The following is a 16,944-nucleotide window of genomic DNA, read 5'->3' as shown; positions in this document are numbered from 1 at the left end:
GCATCCCCCGGTGGCACTGTGTTGAGCAAATATACAAATTTATTTTAATACAAAATTTTTCTGCAATACTTATTTGCAAGCCCCTGAAGGCAATCTTTTAAGTGCCGACATCTCTTCTATACGTAAACCTGACAGCATAGGACAGCCTCAGGGCAGGTATTCTCAAGAAAGCTTTCCAGCCTCCTGCAAGGCCCGTATTTTCTGTACCAGCACCTCGTTTATTTTCACATAAGACTCGTGGGTCCAGCCAGCGATATGGGGCGTGAGCACCACATGATCAGCTGATCTCAGGTAATCGAAGTTTTGGCTTTGCTCTTCGGTCAGGCTCTGAAGCTTTTCATTCTCAAGCACGTCCAGCGCTGCTCCTTTGAGCTTACCCGTTTGCAGATGCCTTACGAGTGCGGTCTGGTCCACTACCTCACCGCGGGAGGTATTCATAAACCAGATCGGCTTGCTGAAGCCCTGGAAAAAAGCATCATCCGCAAAGGCCCGGTTTTCTGGAATATAGGGTATATGCAGACTCACGATATCTGCTTCTGCCTGTAAAACTTCGAGCGACACAGGCTCAGCCGGCGCAGAGATCTTTTCAGGGGCAAAGCGGTCATAGGCCAGGATACGGCAGCCGAAGCCACTCAGTACACGGGCAAAGCTTTGGCCCATATTTCCGAAGCCAATAATACCGACTGTTTTGCCGCTGATTTCCTCCCCCCTGTTTTCTTCGCGCAGCCATACCTTGTCGCGTACCTGCCGGTCACCACGGGTGATGTTGCGCATCAGACTGAGCAGCATACCCAAGGCATGCTCCCCCACCGCCTGCCGGTTGCCTTCATTAGCCCCGATCAGCGCTATACCTCGCTCCTGCAGCGCTTCGGCATCGATGTTATCCAGCCCGGCACCTGCCCGTGCCACAAACCTGAGCTGATCAGCTAGCTTAATCGTTTCCGCTGTAATCCGCATTTTGCTCCGCACAATCAGCCCCTCAAAACCTACCAGGGCCTCACATACCTCGATAGGCTTGATATCCGGCCGATAATCATAGGCTATACCTATACCTTCCAGCATAGGAAACAAACTGTCATGCACTTCGTCGATGATCAGGATGCCAGGTTTTGCCATGGTATTATAAATCATACAGCATATGCGCTACACCAAAGTAGATCGCCAGGCCCAGCAGGTCATTTGCAGTTGTAATAAAAGGACCGGCAGCAACAGCAGGATTCACGCCCATCTTATCAAGCAGCATCGGGGTCAGCGTCCCCATTAGGGAGGCCAGCATCACCACGGAGAACAGCGCGACCGATACTACCATCGACAATTTCAGGTCCTGTCGGAATAGGTAGGAAAAGCCAAACACAAGGGCTGAAATAATCAGCGCATTCAGCAGAGCAACCAGGATGAGCTTCAGGAGACGCTGGGCGAAGTTCTCGAAGATCACGGCATTGGAAGAGAGCGTTTGAATGATGATGGAAGAGGACTGTATACCTACGTTACCACCCGTCGCAGTAATAAGCGGCACAAACAGCGCCAGAGCCGGTAGCATGGCAATATCTGCCTCGAAGAAACCCATGAAGTGCGCGGCCAGCAAACCACCCACCATGCCGATCACAAGCCAGGGTATGCGGGAGCGCGATATGCGGAACACGCTATCATCTTCCTCTACATTTTCCGAGATACCCGTCATGAGCTGACGGCTGAGTTCGGCCTGTTCCTGCATTACGTCGATCACGTCGTCGATGGTGATGCGACCAAGCAATTTGCCCTGTATGTTCACGACAGGTATAGCTTCCAGGTCGTACTTCTGCATCACACTTACCACTTCGTTCTCGTCGCGGAATGATTCGATCGAAATTACGTCTTCGTTGTAAATGTCTCGTACCAGCTTATCGTCCTTGGAGAGCAACAGCGCTTTAATACTCAGGCGACCCAGCAGGATGTCGCGGTTATCAACCACATATACCGTATAGATGCGTTCCACATCTTCGGCCTGCCGACGAATTTCCTCAATACACTGCCGCACACGCCAGTTGATATTCACTTTGATAAGCTCTTTTGCCATCAAACCACCGGCACAGTCTTCTTCGTAGTGCAAGAGGTCCAGAATGTCATCCGCTTTCTCCTCGTTTTCAAGCAGGGCAATCACTTCCTCCCGCCGCTGCACATTCATCTCGTTCAGAATGTCCACGGCGTCATCCGAGTCCATCAGGTTGACATAGCGGGCTACTTCCTGACTAGTGAAGTAAGCTAAGAAATCCGTGCGGATGTCATAGTCGAGATCACTGAGAATCTGAGAACCAATATCGGGAGGCAAAAGGTCCAGCACGTACTTCGACTCGTTGGTGTCCAGTTCGTACAGCACCGTGGTGATGTCAGCCGGATACATGTCGGACATGGATTCGAGTATGAATCCCTTGTCATCGCGTGTTATTGCCTCTTCAACCTGTTCTATGTATTCACGTGTGATCTCTACCTGCATGGTATTATATGTTCTGCTCTACGAGCTGGGTCAATGCTATAAAATCCTCTACTGACAGCTGCTCCGCTCTTTTGTCAAAAACTGGCTGCGTGGTCACCTCCGGTGGGAGATTAAATGTCTTGAGGCAGTTACGCAGCGTTTTGCGCCTTGTTCCAAAACTGTTTTTCACCACCGAGAAAAAAAGCTTTTCGTCACACGGCAGGCTCTGCCGGTCATTGCGCACCACACTAATAACGCCCGACTTTACTTTGGGTGGCGGGTGGAACACGTTTTCGTGTACCGTAAATTTATACTCGATGGTATAAAAGGCTTGCAGGAGCACACTTAATATACCGTACGCTTTATTTCCCGGAGGTGAGGCCAGTCGCTCGGCCACTTCCTTCTGGATCATGCACACGACCTCCGGCACCACGTCGCGGTGCTCCAGCACCTTAAAGAAGATCTGGCTCGAGATGTTGTAAGGGAAGTTGCCGATGATAGCGAACTTACCCGAAAACAGCTTGCTCAGGTCGGTTTTCAGGAAGTCTGCCGAGATGATGCGATCGCCCAAAGCTGGAAAGTGCTGCTGCAGATAGGCAATAGACTCGCGGTCGATGTCCAGCACCGTGGTGCGGTACTCCTTGTGCTCGAGCATATACTGGGTGAGCACGCCCATACCCGGGCCGATCTCCAGCACATCCTCCACGCCGCCGGGCAAAGTGAGTTGCTCCACAATCTTGCGGGCGATGTTCTGGTCGACCAGAAAGTGCTGGCCTAAGTGCTTCTTCGGACTTACTTTGCTCACATGCTATGCGTTATGGTGCCGGCTTGTTGAGACAATTTTGCCGGAAACCCGTTATACCTAATTTATATGCGACGCCGGCATTGGCTATACCTGTACCGGGCTTTTTCGCATTACACTATATACTTACTATATTGCGTGCTCAAAGATACGAATGACAAATGCCAACACAACTCAAATACAATACATCGGTAGGTAAAAATACAGACGTAGCCCTGATTGTGCGGGCTGATCAGACGGACTCACTCTCAGAGCTAAGCTCAGACGAAACCGCCTACCTGAAACGCCAACTCGAAGCGGAAGCGAAGATCGTTTCCCTGAACCGCTATACGCAACGGGTATACGTGGTGGTATACACGGAGGGAAAAACGAAGAACGCCACCAGAGAGAACCTGCGCCAGGCGGGCTATGCCCTGCTCAAGCAGCTCAAAGCCGACAAGGTAGAAGAGCTTGCCATACAGGACCTCACCAAATTAGATGCCAGCCCCTACCTGGCCGAGGGCCTGTACCTGAGCAACTACCAGTTCCAGAAATACAAGACCAAAAACAACAAGCCAAGTTCGCTGCAGACTGTTGTACTGACAGACGAGAACCTGTCGGAGTTTGATGTGATGGAACTGCAGAACGTACTCGACGCTGTGACCGTGACCCGCGACCTGGTAAACGAGCCGAACAGCCACCAGAGCGCTTCGCAGTTCAGCGAGCAATTGGTAGAGCTCGGTGAAAAAGCCGGTTTTACCACGCAGGTCTTTGACGAGCTGCAGATACAGTCCCTGAAAATGGGTGGTCTGCTGGCCGTGAACCAGGGCAGCGAAGAGCCGCCTACCTTTAACATACTGGAGTGGAAACCGGAAGGCGCTGCCAACAGCAAGCCTTACGTGCTGGTAGGCAAAGGTGTGGTATACGACACCGGCGGCCTTAGCCTGAAGCCTACGCCCCAGTCCATGGACTACATGAAGTCCGACATGGCTGGCGCTGCTGCCGTGGCGGGAGTGATGTATGCTTTGGCCAAGAACAACATACAACTACATGTGATTGCGCTTATACCTGCCACCGACAACCGTCCCGGTGGCAAGGCCTATGCGCCAGGCGATGTACTCACCATGCACAACGGTATGACTGTGGAAGTGCTCAACACCGACGCTGAGGGCCGCCTGATCCTGGCCGACGCCCTGAGCTTTGCGCAAAGGTATAAGCCGGAGCTGGTGATCGATATGGCGACCCTGACAGGAGCCGCAGCCCGCGCCATCGGCAAGGAAGGCCTGGTGGCGATGAGCAATGCCGGCGACGAGGTAATGACTGCCCTGAAAAAAGCAGGCGAAGCCGAGCATGAGCGCATTGTGGAGTTTCCGCTGTGGGATGAGTACAAAAAGCACATCGAGTCGGACATAGCTGACATCAAAAACCTGGGCGGTGCCGAGGCGGGTGCTATTTCGGCGGGCGTATTCCTGGAGTATTTCACGGATTACCCTTGGGTGCATTTCGACATTGCCGGCACGGCTTATCTATTAGGTGAGGACTCTTACCGAGGTAAACTAGCCACTGGCTCAGGCGTACGCCTCGTTTACAACTACCTTAGCTCTCAGGCTAACTAAGAAAAAATGGACAACAGACACAAAGCAAAAATAGGCATCAGCATAGGCGACACAAACGGCATTGGCCCGGAGATCATCGTCAAAACCCTTTCAGACCAGCGCATCCTCAACTTCTGCACACCCGTGATCTACGGCTCTGCCGGCGTGGTCAACAAGGTGCGCAAGGCCCTAAGCGCCGAGCATTTCCATTACCAGCAAGTGGGTTCTGCGCAGGAGCTTATACCTAAAAAGATAAACCTGATCAACTGCTGGGAAGAAGACATCGCAGTAGAGCCGGGCACACCAAAGCCGGAGTCTGGCAAGGCATCGCTTGATTCGCTGATGGCTGCCTGTCAGGATTTGAAAGCCGGCCTGCTGGACGGTTTGGTAACTGCCCCGATCGACAAAGACAACATACAGTCCGAGGAGTTTAAATTCCCAGGCCATACCGAGTTCCTGACCTCCTACTTCGACGCCGCCGACAGCCTGATGCTGCTCGTAGCCGACGACTTGCGTGTTGCCACGGTAACGGGTCATATACCTGTAAAGGACGTAGCTACAAAGCTCAACTTCGACCTGATCATCCGTAAGATCACCATCCTGCAGGAATCACTGCGTCGTGACTTCGGCATCCTGAAACCACGCATCGCGGTGCTGGGCCTCAACCCGCATGCCGGTGAGAAGGGCCTGCTCGGAACGGAGGAAACAGAGATCATCCGCCCGGCCGTGATGCAACTGAAAGAAAAAGGACATTTGGTGTTCGGCCCCTACCCTGCCGATGGCTTCTTTGGCATGCGCATGTACAAGCAGTTCGACGCGGTGCTGAGCATGTACCACGACCAGGGGCTTATTCCTTTTAAGACACTGGCCATGGAAACAGGGGTAAACTACACGGCCGGACTGCCAATTGTGCGTACCTCACCGGACCACGGCACGGCTTACGACATAGCCGGCAAACACACAGCCGATGAAACCTCTTTCAGAGAAGCATTGTTCCTTGCCTGCGACATCATAAAAAAGCGCCAGACAGAGCAAAAGGCTGTTTTATAAATAGGGCTGCTATTTTATTTGTCAAAATAATGTTCTAATTTTGCGTCTTGCAATAAAAACACGGTAGTGAAAAAGCTTAGAGACTACGAAATCGGCATTGCCAAACTCGCGAATAAGAAGCATTCTTATGAGTTTGAGATGGACGATTCATTCTTCTCTTTGTTTGAGCAGGAGATCATACTGGGGGGAAAGCTACTGGCAAAGGTAGAGCTCGATAAGACCGAGTCGCTGCTGACACTGCATTTTGACATTAAAGGGCACGTACGCCTCACCTGCGATCGCAGTTTAGAGGAGTTTGACCAGCCAGTGGACATAGAAGAGACACTGCTGATCAAGTTTGGTCCTGAGAATGCCGAGTTGGACGAGGACTTGTGGCAGATCACGCCCGAGACACAGACACTCAATGTGGCACAGCACCTGTATGATTACATAGGACTGTCGCTGCCCATGAAAAAGCTTCATCCACGTTTTGTGGAAGAGCTTGATGAAGAAGATGAAAGGGATATCCTGATCTACTCTTCACGCAAGGGAGGCGACAGCGAAAGCGACGAAAACGATGGGGATGACGATGACGACATTGATCCGCGTTGGGACGCTTTGAAAAACCTGAACTAACAAACAGTAGAATAATAAAGTATTAAATAACAGCAAGTAAATTTTTAACTAAAAATGGCACATCCTAAACGCAAGATTTCGAAGACCAGAAGAGATAAGAGAAGAACTCATCAGAAGCTCTCTGAGAAAGCGATTGCTATCTGCCCTACTACAGATACTCCTCACCTGTTCCACCATGCTTATGTGGTAGAAGGTGACCTGTACCACAAAGGCAAATTGGCGATCAAAAATTATACAACTAACGCTCAGTAAGCTTAGACTGTACTCTGTTTAGTTCTGTATAATTTAACCCCATCCAGTACATGAGGATCGCCCTGGACGCTATGGGCGGCGACTTTGCACCCGAAGCAACTGTAAAGGGTGCTTTGTTAGCCGCAGAGCAGCTTGACACTGATTATGAAATCCTGCTAATCGGCAAGGAAGAAGAAATCAATCCGCTGCTGAAAGAATATGGATACACAGGCACTGGCATCAAAGTGATGAATGCCACCCAGGTCATTGAAATGGGAGAACATCCCACGAAAGCCCTGACCCAAAAGCCTGACTCCAGCATTGCTGTTGGTTATGGATTGCTGAAGGCCGGGAAAGCACATGCTTTCTGCAGCGCCGGCAATACCGGCGCCATGCTGGTTGGAGCCATGTTCAGCGTAAAAGCCACTGAAGGTATTCTGCGCCCCGCTATTGGAGGCCTGGTACCGAAACTGAGCGGCGGCTTTGGCATCATGCTTGACGTAGGCGCCAATGCTGACTGTAAGCCAGAGGTTTTGGAGCAGTTTGGTGAAATCGGCTCTATCTATGCCAAGTATGTACTGGACATCGAAAAGCCTAAGGTTGGCCTGATGAATCTTGGCGAAGAGGAAGGTAAAGGCACTGTGAACACACAGGCTGCCCACCAGCGCCTCAAAGTCAACCCTAATGTCAACTTCATTGGCAACATCGAAGGACGCGATATGTTCAACGATAAAGCCGATGTAATTGTATGTGACGGGTATACAGGCAACATTATCCTCAAGATGGCGGAGTCCATCTACGACATCCTCAACGAGAAGAACATGCATGATCCGTTCTTCGACAAGTTTAACTACGAGGCCGTAGGTGGCAGCCCGATCCTGGGTATCAATGGTAATGCTGTAATCGGTCACGGAGTTTCCAGCCCGAAGGCTATCTGCAACATGGTGTTGCAGGCCCAGAAGATGGTAGCCTCCAACCTGTCAGAGCGATTTAAAAAGCATACAGGCGCTCAGTAAGGCGCTGGCTTCGGCCAAACATATTTCTTGGCACAAACTGTCTCACTACTCTTTTTGCGGTAACGACGGTTTGTGCCAAGTTTTTTTTATTATATTGCCGTCTTAAACTTCCAACACTTATACCTTTCACAACATGAGTAAAATTACTGCCGCGATTACAGGTGTGGCTGGCTATGTTCCCGATTACGTGCTCACGAACAAGGAACTGGAGACAATGGTGGACACAAATGATGAATGGATTCTTTCACGCACCGGTATAAAGGAAAGGCGCATTCTCAAGGGTGAAGGCAAAGGCACTTCCCATATTGCAGTACCGGCAGTACTGGACTTACTCAAGAAAACCAATACCAAAGCAGAAGAAGTAGACCTACTCATCTGCGCCACCACCACCCCTGACATGGTGTTCCCGGCCACGGCCAACCTGATTACGGCTGAGGTAGGCGCTGTGAATGCCTTCGGGTACGACCTGCAGGCTGCTTGCTCGGGCTTCCTTTACGCACTGGCGACTGCTTCGAAATTCATCGAATCGGGTCAGTACAAAAAAGTGATCGTGGTAGGTGCCGACAAAATGTCCTCTATCATCGACTATACCGACCGTACTACCTGCATCATCTTCGGTGATGGCGGCGGAGCCGTGATGCTGGAGCCAAACACGGAAGGCTATGGCATTATCGACTCGGTGTTGAAGTCGGACGGAACAGGCGCACAATACCTGCATATGAAAGCAGGAGGTAGTCGCAAACCGGCCACCATGGACACCATCCTGGCGCGTGAGCACTATGCGTATCAGGAAGGTCAGCAGGTATTTAAGTTTGCCGTGAAAGGCATGGCGGATGTTTCAGCTGAAGTGATGGAGCGCAACAACCTCACAGCAGAGGATGTTGCCTGGCTGGTACCGCACCAGGCGAACAAGCGCATTATTGACGCCACTGCGAATCGAATGGGCGTTGGAAGCAACAAGGTTATGCTTAACATTGAGCGCTATGGCAATACGACTAGTGGCACTATTCCTCTTTGCCTGTGGGAGTACGAGAAGCAACTTAAAAAAGGAGATAACCTGATTCTAGCGGCTTTTGGTGGTGGATTCACCTGGGGCGCGATTTATGTGAAGTGGGCTTATGATCCGAAATAATTTATACCTCTATAAACAGAAAAAGCGGCACATTAGCCGCTTTTTCTGTTTATAGAGGTCATAGCACTTACACGATGTCGGCGCGAAGGGCTAAGCGTTTTTCTACCTGTGACAAAAGCTCCTGAAAACGGTCAGAGAGCTTTTCGATGTCTTTCATACCAGCATGTGCCTGGTCTATACTACCATTGCGGTACAAGCCGAACAACTGGTTTGCGCTGGATAGCAAGTCGTTATGCGTTTTTTGCAGACTGTAAAGCTCCGGCTCATTGCCGTACTTTACTTTCCCGACCTGCACAAACCAGTTGCTGATTGGGCCAGCATCAGAAAAGAACACGCTATCGAGCGCCCCTCCATATAGCACAGAACGCACCTTGGACTTAAACAGAATATGCTTAATCCTAATTTGCTGAAAATCTATCTGTGCTGAATTCACGTGCCTCTCCCCTAAATTTTTCTGCTGCTATACATCATCTACTGCAACACCTAGTTCCTGCAGTTTCTTTTTTAACTGATATTTGTCAGTCACATTAAAACCGGCGATCAGTATACCAGTAATCTGGTTATGTTCGTCATAGAGCGGCTGGAAAATAAAGGTCAGGTAATTGTCCTCCAGTTTCCCTTCTGCATTGGCTAGCTTTACAATAATCTCCTTGGCCTCGAAGGTCTCCCCTGTCCTGTAGACATTATCCAGAACATCGATATAGCCCTGGTCAGCAATTTCAGGCAATGCTTCAGCCACCGTCTTTCCGATCAGCTCAACATGTGGGAACAAGTCCTGGTACTTGGGGTTAACCAGCTCATAACGATGCTCAGGACCTTTCAGGATACCAAAGAAAGTCGGCGCCTGCATAATCAAACGCTCCAGGGTCTCCCGCTCGTTCTCCGCTTTACGGTATGCCATTTGCACCTGGTCGGCCAGTTCAGACATCTGTTCGTTGCTAGACAGGAGCTCCTGCACCAGGTTTTTCACATCATGGATGTCGCTGCAGCTGCCCAGCCACATTTTGATAGTGCCATCCTCGTTGCGCATGGGCAGGTAACGGTTGAGGTGCCAACGGTAATCCCCGTCCTTATCCCGGATGCGAATCTCCAATTGTGATGGTTCCCCTGTCTCAAGTGATTTTTCCCATGCTTTGGTCGCTGCCACCAGATCATCCGGATGTATAGCCTCCTTCCAATCACCAGCTAAAAGTCGCTCAACAGGTATACCAGTGTAATTTTCCCATTGCTTGTTGAAATAGGTAGAGCGTCCACTGGCATCATCGGCATCCACCAGGTGAGGCATTGCATCAGCCATAAAGCTGAACTTTTGCTCAATATCACGCAGCGCGTGTTTGGTTTCCTCCCTTTCGGTTACATCTTTTGTTTCCTGTAGTATATACTCTACCTCTCCTTTTTCATTCAGGATCGGCGTATGTGATGCCTCCCAATAGCGTTCATCATAACCGCTGCCGTCAGGGCGGGAGATCGCATAGCGTATCACATCCAGGTATACCCGCTGGCCTTTAGCTATTGCTTCCTGTATCGAGTGCAATACCGGATTCTGTTCATAGGGCACATTGGGCTCCGGAAAAGCTTCCAAAAGAAAATGTTTGCCTACAATTTCATCCACTTGGCGCATCGTCACTTCCAGATAGCGCTTGTTGGCTCCCAAAATTTTAAGATCGGGGTCAAGCAGCACCATGGCTTCCGGGCTATGTTCAAAGATGAGCTTATAATCCATGCAAAAAAGATTTACATTAAAAAAAAGCACCAAGCAGGTGCTGTGGGCATACAACCATACGCAAAAAGGCGAGAAGCGCACATGCTGGTATGGCCTGTTTTTTTAAAATAATGGCTAAATTATAGAAAAAAACTGACTTCCCTCTCTATATAACCGCCTTTGTTGTGAAGAAGCTTTCCACTAGTCTGCCCGAGGATTTGCCCTAAGCTTTTTAATCAATATTTGAGTATAATAGCTAACTTTGTTTGCAAGACAGCGATTTGCGCTATACTTTTATCGTTTCATTCAATATCAAGCGTAACAACAGCATACTATGGCAACCACAGCTGACATCAGAAATGGTCTGTGCATGGAATACAATAACGACCTCTATGTGGTTATTGAATTTCAGCATGTTAAACCAGGCAAAGGCCCGGCTTTCGTTAGAACGAAGCTTCGCAATATCAAAACCGGCAAAGTAGTCGACAACACTTTCTCTGCCGGCCACAAGATCACAACTGCCCGGGTGGAGCAGCGCCCTCACCAATTTATCTTCAAGGATGACCTGGGGTATAACTTCATGGACATGAATACATTTGAGCAGGTAGCACTTGACGAAAAAATGGTTCCTTTTGCTGATTTGATGAAAGAAGGTCAGGAAGTAACGATCCTGTTCCATGCTGAAACCGAAACGCCACTTACCTGTGAGATCCCTCCTTTTGTAGAGCTGACGATTACGTACACAGAGCCTGGCCTTAAAGGTGATACCGCCACAAACGCATCAAAACCAGCCATCGTTGAAACAGGTGCCACGATCCAGGTACCGTTGTTCATTGGTCAGGACGAAAAAATCAAAGTAGACACACGAACTTATTCTTACGCAGAAAGAGTAAAATAGAAAACATGAAAGCTAAAGAAATCCAGGACCTTATTGACTTTATCGCCAAATCTGGCTTGAATAAAGTAAACATTGAAACAGAAGAATTCAAGATCTCGGTGAAGCGCGATCCAGACCAGCAGGTAACGTATGTAAAGGAAGCTGCCTCTGCTCCGGTACAACATGCTGCTGCTCCTGCACCAGCTGCTGCCCCTGCTCCCGCAGCACCACAGGCTCCAGCCGCTCCGGCTGCTGCTCCGGCCAGCGACGACAGTAAGTACATTGCCATTAAAGCACCTATGATCGGTACCTTCTACCGCTCTTCCAGTCCAGACAAGCCATCGTTTGTCAACGTAGGTGACGAAGTGAAAAAGGGCCAGGTGATCTGTATCATCGAGGCGATGAAGCTCTTCAACGAAATCGAGTCAGAAGTATCAGGCAAGATCGTGAAAGTGTTGGTAGACAACGCCAACCCAGTAGAGTACGATCAGCCACTGTTCCTGGTAGATCCTAGCTAATTCATTGATTTGAAAATGTGAAGATTTGAAAATGGAGAAGGCATGTCCCTCTCCATTTTTATATCATTTTCACGACAGTCTCACGTTTCCAAATCTTCAAATCCGACAATATGTTTAAAAAGATACTAATCGCTAACAGGGGCGAGATTGCCCTGCGCATCATCCGCACCTGTAAGGAGATGGGCATTAAAACGGTAGCCGTTTACTCCACGGCCGATAAGGAAAGTCTGCATGTGCGCTTCGCCGACGAGGCCGTTTGCATCGGTCCACCGCCAAGTGCCCAGTCCTACCTGAACATGCCAAACCTGATCTCGGCTGCCGAGATCACCAACGCAGACGCGATACACCCGGGCTATGGCTTCCTGTCTGAGAACGCTGAATTCTCACGTATTTGCGCTGAGCACAACATCAAGTTCATCGGTGCATCGCCTGAAATGATCAACGCCATGGGTGACAAGGCTTCTGCCAAAGACACCATGAAGAAGGCCGGCGTACCAACTATACCTGGCTCTGATGGCTTGCTTAAGTCTGCGGAAGAAGGCAAGAAACTGGCCAAGAAAATCAAGTACCCGGTTATCATCAAGGCAACTGCCGGTGGTGGTGGCCGTGGTATGCGTATCATCAAAAGCGAAGAAGAATTTGACAAGGCCTGGAACGATGCCCGTACTGAGTCCAAGGCTGCCTTCGGTAACGACGGTATCTACCTGGAGAAATTCATCGAAGAGCCGCGTCACATCGAGATCCAACTGATCGGTGACCAGCACGGACAGGTTGCGCACCTTTCGGAGCGTGACTGCTCGATCCAGCGTCGTCACCAGAAACTGGTAGAAGAGACCCCTTCCCCGTTCATCACCGACGACCTGCGTGACCGCATGGGCAAGGCTGCCATCAAAGGTGCCAAGGCCATCAACTATGAAGGCGTGGGGACAATCGAATTCCTGGTAGACAAGCACCGTGAGTTCTACTTCATGGAGATGAACACCCGTATCCAGGTAGAGCACCCGATCACTGAGGAGGTAATCGATTACGATCTGATCAAAGAGCAGATCAAAGTAGCGGCCGGCGAGAAGATCACAGGCAAGAACTACTATCCAAAGATGCACGCGATCGAGTGCCGCATCAACGCCGAGGATCCGAAGAACAACTTCCGTCCTTCTCCGGGCAAGATCACCAACCTGCACGTACCTGGCGGTCACGGCGTACGCGTAGACTCTCACGTTTACTCTGGCTATACCATCCCGTCGAACTACGACTCCATGATCGCGAAGCTGATCGTGAGTGCGCAGACGCGTGAAGAAGCGCTTGTGAAGATGAAGCGCGCTCTGAGCGAGTTCGTGATCGAAGGCATCAAGACAACAGTGCCGTTCCACCTGAAACTGATGGATGATCCGGGCTTTAAGGAAGGAAACTTCACAACGGCGTACCTAGATAATTTCGATTTCGGAGCGCTCTAAGCTTATTGAATTATTGAAAAAAAAACCGGTTCAGCAATGGGCCGGTTTTTTTGTTTGGCCCGATATATGTGGTTTTAAAATATAGAGTGATTAGCATATTTAGATTAATTTAGTCCCGCATCTGAAAAGAAACCGCAATGAAATCAAGCAAGCTATTGGCTATCCTGTTATGGAGTGTACTGGCTCTGCAGCTAAGCAGCTGCGTGTCGGTGGTGATGATGGAGACAGTGCGCCCTCCTGTGGTGCGGGTGAGTCCTGACCAATGGAAGGTACTGGTAGTTAACCGCTACGACGCCGCTACACAAACTTCAAGCAAAAACGGCAATGTGATAGAGGTGCTGCGCGAAGGAGCTTACCAGGCAGCCGGAGGTGTCATGGGCGCCGTCTACAGTGACTCCACTTTTGTGCTGATCAATCCTGATCAGGCTGTGACACTGCCTCCCTCCTCCCCAAAACTTAGCGAGGCTGAAGTGCAGGAATTGTACACACAGTACCGCCCGCACCTGATCCTGACACTTGACAAGTTTGACACACGATTTGGGAAAGAAGTAAATAGCTATGAAGACGAGGATGGCTACAAAACCAGGACGGCCAACTATGACCTGGTCGTAGCTAGCACCTGGTCGCTTTACGACAGCACAGGTATACTGTTAGATCAGGCAACTATCGAGCAATCCGATTTCTACGATTCCAGGACAGTAGTAAGCGGGCTGCTCGCCATAGGTCCCGCTATGGGCAAAGCTGGTCCGGCCGTAAACCAACTGGCTGTGGAAACCGGCTATAGTTACTGGGACCGCTTCTACCCGCAGCCGATACTCCTGGCAAGGCAGATTTACACCGGCAGCCCGTTTCAGGGTCTCAACCTGATGCTGCTGATGGGCCAGTTCCAGCAGGCCATTACCACATTGCAGCCTTTGGCGCAGGATCTGTCCACCAAAACAGGTATAAGGGCTGCCCATAACCTGGCTGTTGCCTACGAAGCTGCGGGTGATTACGAACAGGCAACGCACTGGGCCCGACAGGCACAGGGCAAAGGCGATAAGCTGTCAAATAACCTGATGCAACTTTGGGCCACTGCTGGTCTGATCAAATAATTGCACCTCAGATAAAACAGCAAAGCCCGACCATTCAGGCCGGGCTTTGCTGTTTTATACTATCTGTCTATACCTTATGAAGTAGCAGCTTGGGTTTCATTCTCGATCATCTCCGTTAGTTCGCCATACCAGACCTCACCGTATTTGCGGATCAGTGGCTCTTTCAGGAACTGGTATACCTTAACACCCAGGTCTGCTCCAAAATTGCAGGCAGCGGCACAGATGCTCCAGCGGTCATAGTTCAGTGCTTCAAAATCGTCATACTTCGTGATGCGGATCGGGTACAGGTGACAGGAAATTGGCTTTTTCCAGCTGATCTTTCCATCGTAATAGGCTTGCTCAATCGCACACTTGAGTATACCTTCGTTATCATAGAGCGCATAAGCACACTCTCTGTTTTCGATGGTCGGGGTAGAAAAGTCTCCTTCAAAATCCTCGATGTACAGCCCCTGCTCCTCCACTGCCAGCTTACCGGCTCCGGTCATGTAAGGCTTGATGTGCTCGTAGTTCTCTTCCAGTAAAGTCAGTTCTTCTGCATCGAGCGGAGCACCGAGGTCGCCTTCTATGCAGCAGGCCCCTTTGCACTTTTCGAGATTACAGACAAAGAAATTATCGCGGATGTCGTCGCTGATGACGGTATTCTGGAGAACGATCATGTGTTGTAGGCAGTAAAATAAGCTTCTTATACCGGTGTCACCGGCAAAGATGAGACAAAATTAAAGTTAAATAAGTTTAGACTAACGCTTTGGTGCTCTCGCTCCTGCCGCTACGAGTATATTCTGAACACTCTCGCGTTTTGCATAGTCCATGGCGGTCTTGCCGTTGTAGTCACGCAGGCTGGGATCTGCACCAGCATTGATCAGCATCACAATCACCTCGTTACCACCATCCAGTTGACACGCCAGCATAAGCGGCGTCAGGCCTTCCAGGTTTTGAATGTTCGGATTGGCACCACCTTGCAGCAGGCGGCTCATCTCCATCATATGGGTGCCGTTGGCAAAACGCACCGCATAATACAGGGCTGTATTGCCTTTGTTGTCCACTATATTCGGATCAGCTTTGTACTTGAACAGTGTATCCAGCAACTGCGCCTGCTCAATCTCGAAGCCTTCGGTATTGATGCGGGCTCCAGACATGGCATAATGCAGGGCAGTCTTGCCATCCTGGTCGGTTGCATTAACGTCAGCCCCGGCCTGCAGCAACTGGCTAGCCACCTGCAGTCGTACATCAGGCTGGTAGATCACGCCGTAGTCTTCGAGCAGCAGCGGAATAAAAATGCCATGCATGAGCGGCGTGCGCAGCCTGAAGTCAAAATCATAGCCATTTGGCACAGACACCGTGTTGACATAGGCACCATTCTCCAGTGAGCGCTTCACGATGTCCGGGTTACGTTCAATGGCTGCCAGTACCAGCTTTTGATCAGAAGACTGGTTGAGGTACTTGAGCTGCTCAAACGCATTGGAACTCCCCTGTGAGATGGCTTCGTGGTAAAGTTTGCGTGCTTTTTCTGGCTCAACCTTGCCCAGGTTCCCTTCTTCGTAAAGCAGGCCCAAGGTATAGAGTGCTTCTTTTTCACCGACAGCGGCACCTTTTTCGAGCCAGTACTTCGCTTGTGCCACGTCCTCTTTCACGCCCTCCCCTCTCAGATATAGGTTGGCCAACGAGGTATAGGCTGCCACATCGTTTAGCTCAGCGGCTCGTTTGATATAGGTAAAGGCATAGCCTTTGTCCTCCATTTCGCCGTAGCCGGTATAGTACATACTGCCCAGTATGCGGTTACTGAAGGCATCACCCGCTATGGCCATATCCCGAATGTCGAGGGCGGCGCTGCGCATCAGGCGGGTAAAGCGCTGCTTGTCCTCGTCATTGCGCAAGGTCATCAGTTCTGCCAGGCCCAGGTTGCCATACAGGCTGCTGCCTTCCAGCGCTTTTTCGAACAGAATGCGGGCCGTGTCCGGGTCAGCTTTATAAAACTTCTCCGGGTTGCGCACATAGGCAACCGAGTCGGATGAAATGATCGAATCGATCGGCGCTCCATCTTCCCGAAGCTCGCCGTACTGGTGCATGCGGCCCATAAAGTAATAAGCAGCTGCCTCATCCCGAGCAGCAGCCTGTCTAAACTTGGCGTATGCTTCATTGAATTGCAGACCGATGTAAAGGTCCATGGCCTCCTGCATTTCCGGTGTGCGCCATACCTGTTTGGCGGAACGTGGCACCTTTGCCTGTCTCAGGGAGTCTGGAATCACCTTGACAACCTGAGTGGTATCGGATTGCGCCACAGCCAGATGGCCGGCCGGGAGCAGTGCAAGGAGCAAAAGAAGCTTTTTCATGCGTGGTTTTGGGATCATATATTTTTCAGGTATAGCACAGGTATAAAACCCGCCCCAACCTTCTCAATTTTACAAAGATACAGATAATGCGGCGTTT

Annotated in this window: 17 protein-coding genes; 10 read left to right on the top strand and 7 right to left on the bottom strand. The window is 50.3% G+C overall.

The window, feature by feature from the left end; genetic code table 11:
• Positions 1-162: 162 nt before the first annotated feature.
• Genes BW972_RS07150 through rsmA form a run of 3 tightly spaced genes read right to left on the bottom strand, consistent with a single transcriptional unit; the run spans position 163 to position 3,257 of the window.
• Positions 163-1,116 carry an NAD(P)-dependent oxidoreductase gene (locus BW972_RS07150; protein ID WP_076422104.1) on the bottom strand — a complete coding sequence of 318 codons (954 nt, stop codon included), beginning with the start codon at positions 1,114-1,116 and terminating at the stop codon, positions 163-165.
• Between the two features lie 4 nt (positions 1,117-1,120).
• Positions 1,121-2,473: a magnesium transporter gene (gene mgtE / locus BW972_RS07145; RefSeq protein WP_007658903.1), complete on the bottom strand. Its 1,353-nt coding sequence runs from the start codon at positions 2,471-2,473 to the stop codon at positions 1,121-1,123.
• A gap of 4 nt (positions 2,474-2,477) precedes the next feature.
• A complete protein-coding gene (gene rsmA, locus BW972_RS07140; RefSeq protein ID WP_076421634.1) occupies positions 2,478-3,257 on the bottom strand; it encodes a 16S rRNA (adenine(1518)-N(6)/adenine(1519)-N(6))-dimethyltransferase RsmA in 780 nt (259 codons plus the stop codon).
• A 158-nt stretch (positions 3,258-3,415) separates the two neighbouring features.
• Here rsmA and BW972_RS07135 point away from each other — a divergent pair, with 158 nt between their 5' ends.
• The 6 genes from BW972_RS07135 (at position 3,416) to BW972_RS07110 (ending at position 8,872) form a co-directional block, all read left to right on the top strand.
• Positions 3,416-4,849, top strand: a complete 1,434-nt coding sequence (locus BW972_RS07135) for a leucyl aminopeptidase family protein (protein ID WP_076421633.1) — start codon at positions 3,416-3,418, stop codon at positions 4,847-4,849.
• Between the two features lie 6 nt (positions 4,850-4,855).
• Positions 4,856-5,878, top strand: coding sequence for a 4-hydroxythreonine-4-phosphate dehydrogenase PdxA (gene pdxA / locus BW972_RS07130; RefSeq protein ID WP_076421632.1), 1,023 nt, complete (start codon positions 4,856-4,858; stop codon positions 5,876-5,878).
• A gap of 66 nt (positions 5,879-5,944) precedes the next feature.
• Positions 5,945-6,493 (top strand): YceD family protein, encoded by a 549-nt coding sequence (locus BW972_RS07125; protein ID WP_076421631.1) that lies wholly within the window; start codon positions 5,945-5,947, stop codon positions 6,491-6,493.
• Between the two features lie 54 nt (positions 6,494-6,547).
• Positions 6,548-6,745: a 50S ribosomal protein L32 gene (gene rpmF / locus BW972_RS07120; protein ID WP_007658910.1), complete on the top strand. Its 198-nt coding sequence runs from the start codon at positions 6,548-6,550 to the stop codon at positions 6,743-6,745.
• 50 nt (positions 6,746-6,795) lie between these two features.
• Complete coding sequence (gene plsX, locus BW972_RS07115; protein WP_007658911.1) at positions 6,796-7,740, top strand: phosphate acyltransferase PlsX; 945 nt, start codon at positions 6,796-6,798, stop codon at positions 7,738-7,740.
• Between the two features lie 133 nt (positions 7,741-7,873).
• Positions 7,874-8,872, top strand: coding sequence for a beta-ketoacyl-ACP synthase III (locus BW972_RS07110; protein ID WP_076421630.1), 999 nt, complete (start codon positions 7,874-7,876; stop codon positions 8,870-8,872).
• A gap of 67 nt (positions 8,873-8,939) precedes the next feature.
• Here the strand turns inward: BW972_RS07110 and BW972_RS07105 are convergent, their stop codons facing one another.
• Both BW972_RS07105 and BW972_RS07100 read right to left on the bottom strand, forming a co-directional pair.
• Entirely contained in the window at positions 8,940-9,305 is a 366-nt protein-coding gene (locus BW972_RS07105; protein ID WP_040574800.1) for a hypothetical protein, read from the bottom strand.
• 27 nt (positions 9,306-9,332) lie between these two features.
• Entirely contained in the window at positions 9,333-10,595 is a 1,263-nt protein-coding gene (locus tag BW972_RS07100; RefSeq protein ID WP_076421629.1) for a PAS domain-containing protein, read from the bottom strand.
• Positions 10,596-10,908: 313 nt separating this feature from the next.
• On the opposite strand from BW972_RS07100, the gene efp reads away from it, so the two are divergent.
• From efp to BW972_RS07080, 4 genes are all read left to right on the top strand, one after another.
• Positions 10,909-11,472 (top strand): elongation factor P, encoded by a 564-nt coding sequence (efp, locus tag BW972_RS07095; protein ID WP_007660147.1) that lies wholly within the window; start codon positions 10,909-10,911, stop codon positions 11,470-11,472.
• Positions 11,473-11,477: 5 nt separating this feature from the next.
• The gene (gene accB, locus BW972_RS07090; protein ID WP_076421628.1) at positions 11,478-11,969 is read left to right on the top strand and encodes an acetyl-CoA carboxylase biotin carboxyl carrier protein; all 492 of its coding nucleotides are present in this window, start codon (positions 11,478-11,480) and stop codon (positions 11,967-11,969) included.
• A 110-nt stretch (positions 11,970-12,079) separates the two neighbouring features.
• Positions 12,080-13,423 carry an acetyl-CoA carboxylase biotin carboxylase subunit gene (gene accC / locus BW972_RS07085; protein ID WP_007655826.1) on the top strand — a complete coding sequence of 448 codons (1,344 nt, stop codon included), beginning with the start codon at positions 12,080-12,082 and terminating at the stop codon, positions 13,421-13,423.
• Between the two features lie 137 nt (positions 13,424-13,560).
• The gene (locus BW972_RS07080; protein ID WP_076421627.1) at positions 13,561-14,517 is read left to right on the top strand and encodes a DUF6340 family protein; all 957 of its coding nucleotides are present in this window, start codon (positions 13,561-13,563) and stop codon (positions 14,515-14,517) included.
• A 74-nt stretch (positions 14,518-14,591) separates the two neighbouring features.
• On the opposite strand, the gene BW972_RS07075 is transcribed toward BW972_RS07080, so the two are convergent.
• Both BW972_RS07075 and BW972_RS07070 read right to left on the bottom strand, forming a co-directional pair.
• The gene (locus BW972_RS07075; RefSeq protein ID WP_076421626.1) at positions 14,592-15,173 is read right to left on the bottom strand and encodes a DUF3109 family protein; all 582 of its coding nucleotides are present in this window, start codon (positions 15,171-15,173) and stop codon (positions 14,592-14,594) included.
• Positions 15,174-15,254: 81 nt separating this feature from the next.
• Positions 15,255-16,847 carry an ankyrin repeat domain-containing protein gene (locus BW972_RS07070; protein WP_007655820.1) on the bottom strand — a complete coding sequence of 531 codons (1,593 nt, stop codon included), beginning with the start codon at positions 16,845-16,847 and terminating at the stop codon, positions 15,255-15,257.
• Between the last annotated feature and the right edge of the window lie 97 nt (positions 16,848-16,944).

The sequence above is a fragment of the Pontibacter lucknowensis genome (assembly GCF_900156415.1).
Taxonomy (GTDB): Bacteria; Bacteroidota; Bacteroidia; order Cytophagales; family Hymenobacteraceae; genus Pontibacter; species Pontibacter lucknowensis.
Note: the sequence above shows the minus strand (reverse complement) of the source record. Positions and strands in the feature narration are given on the sequence as shown.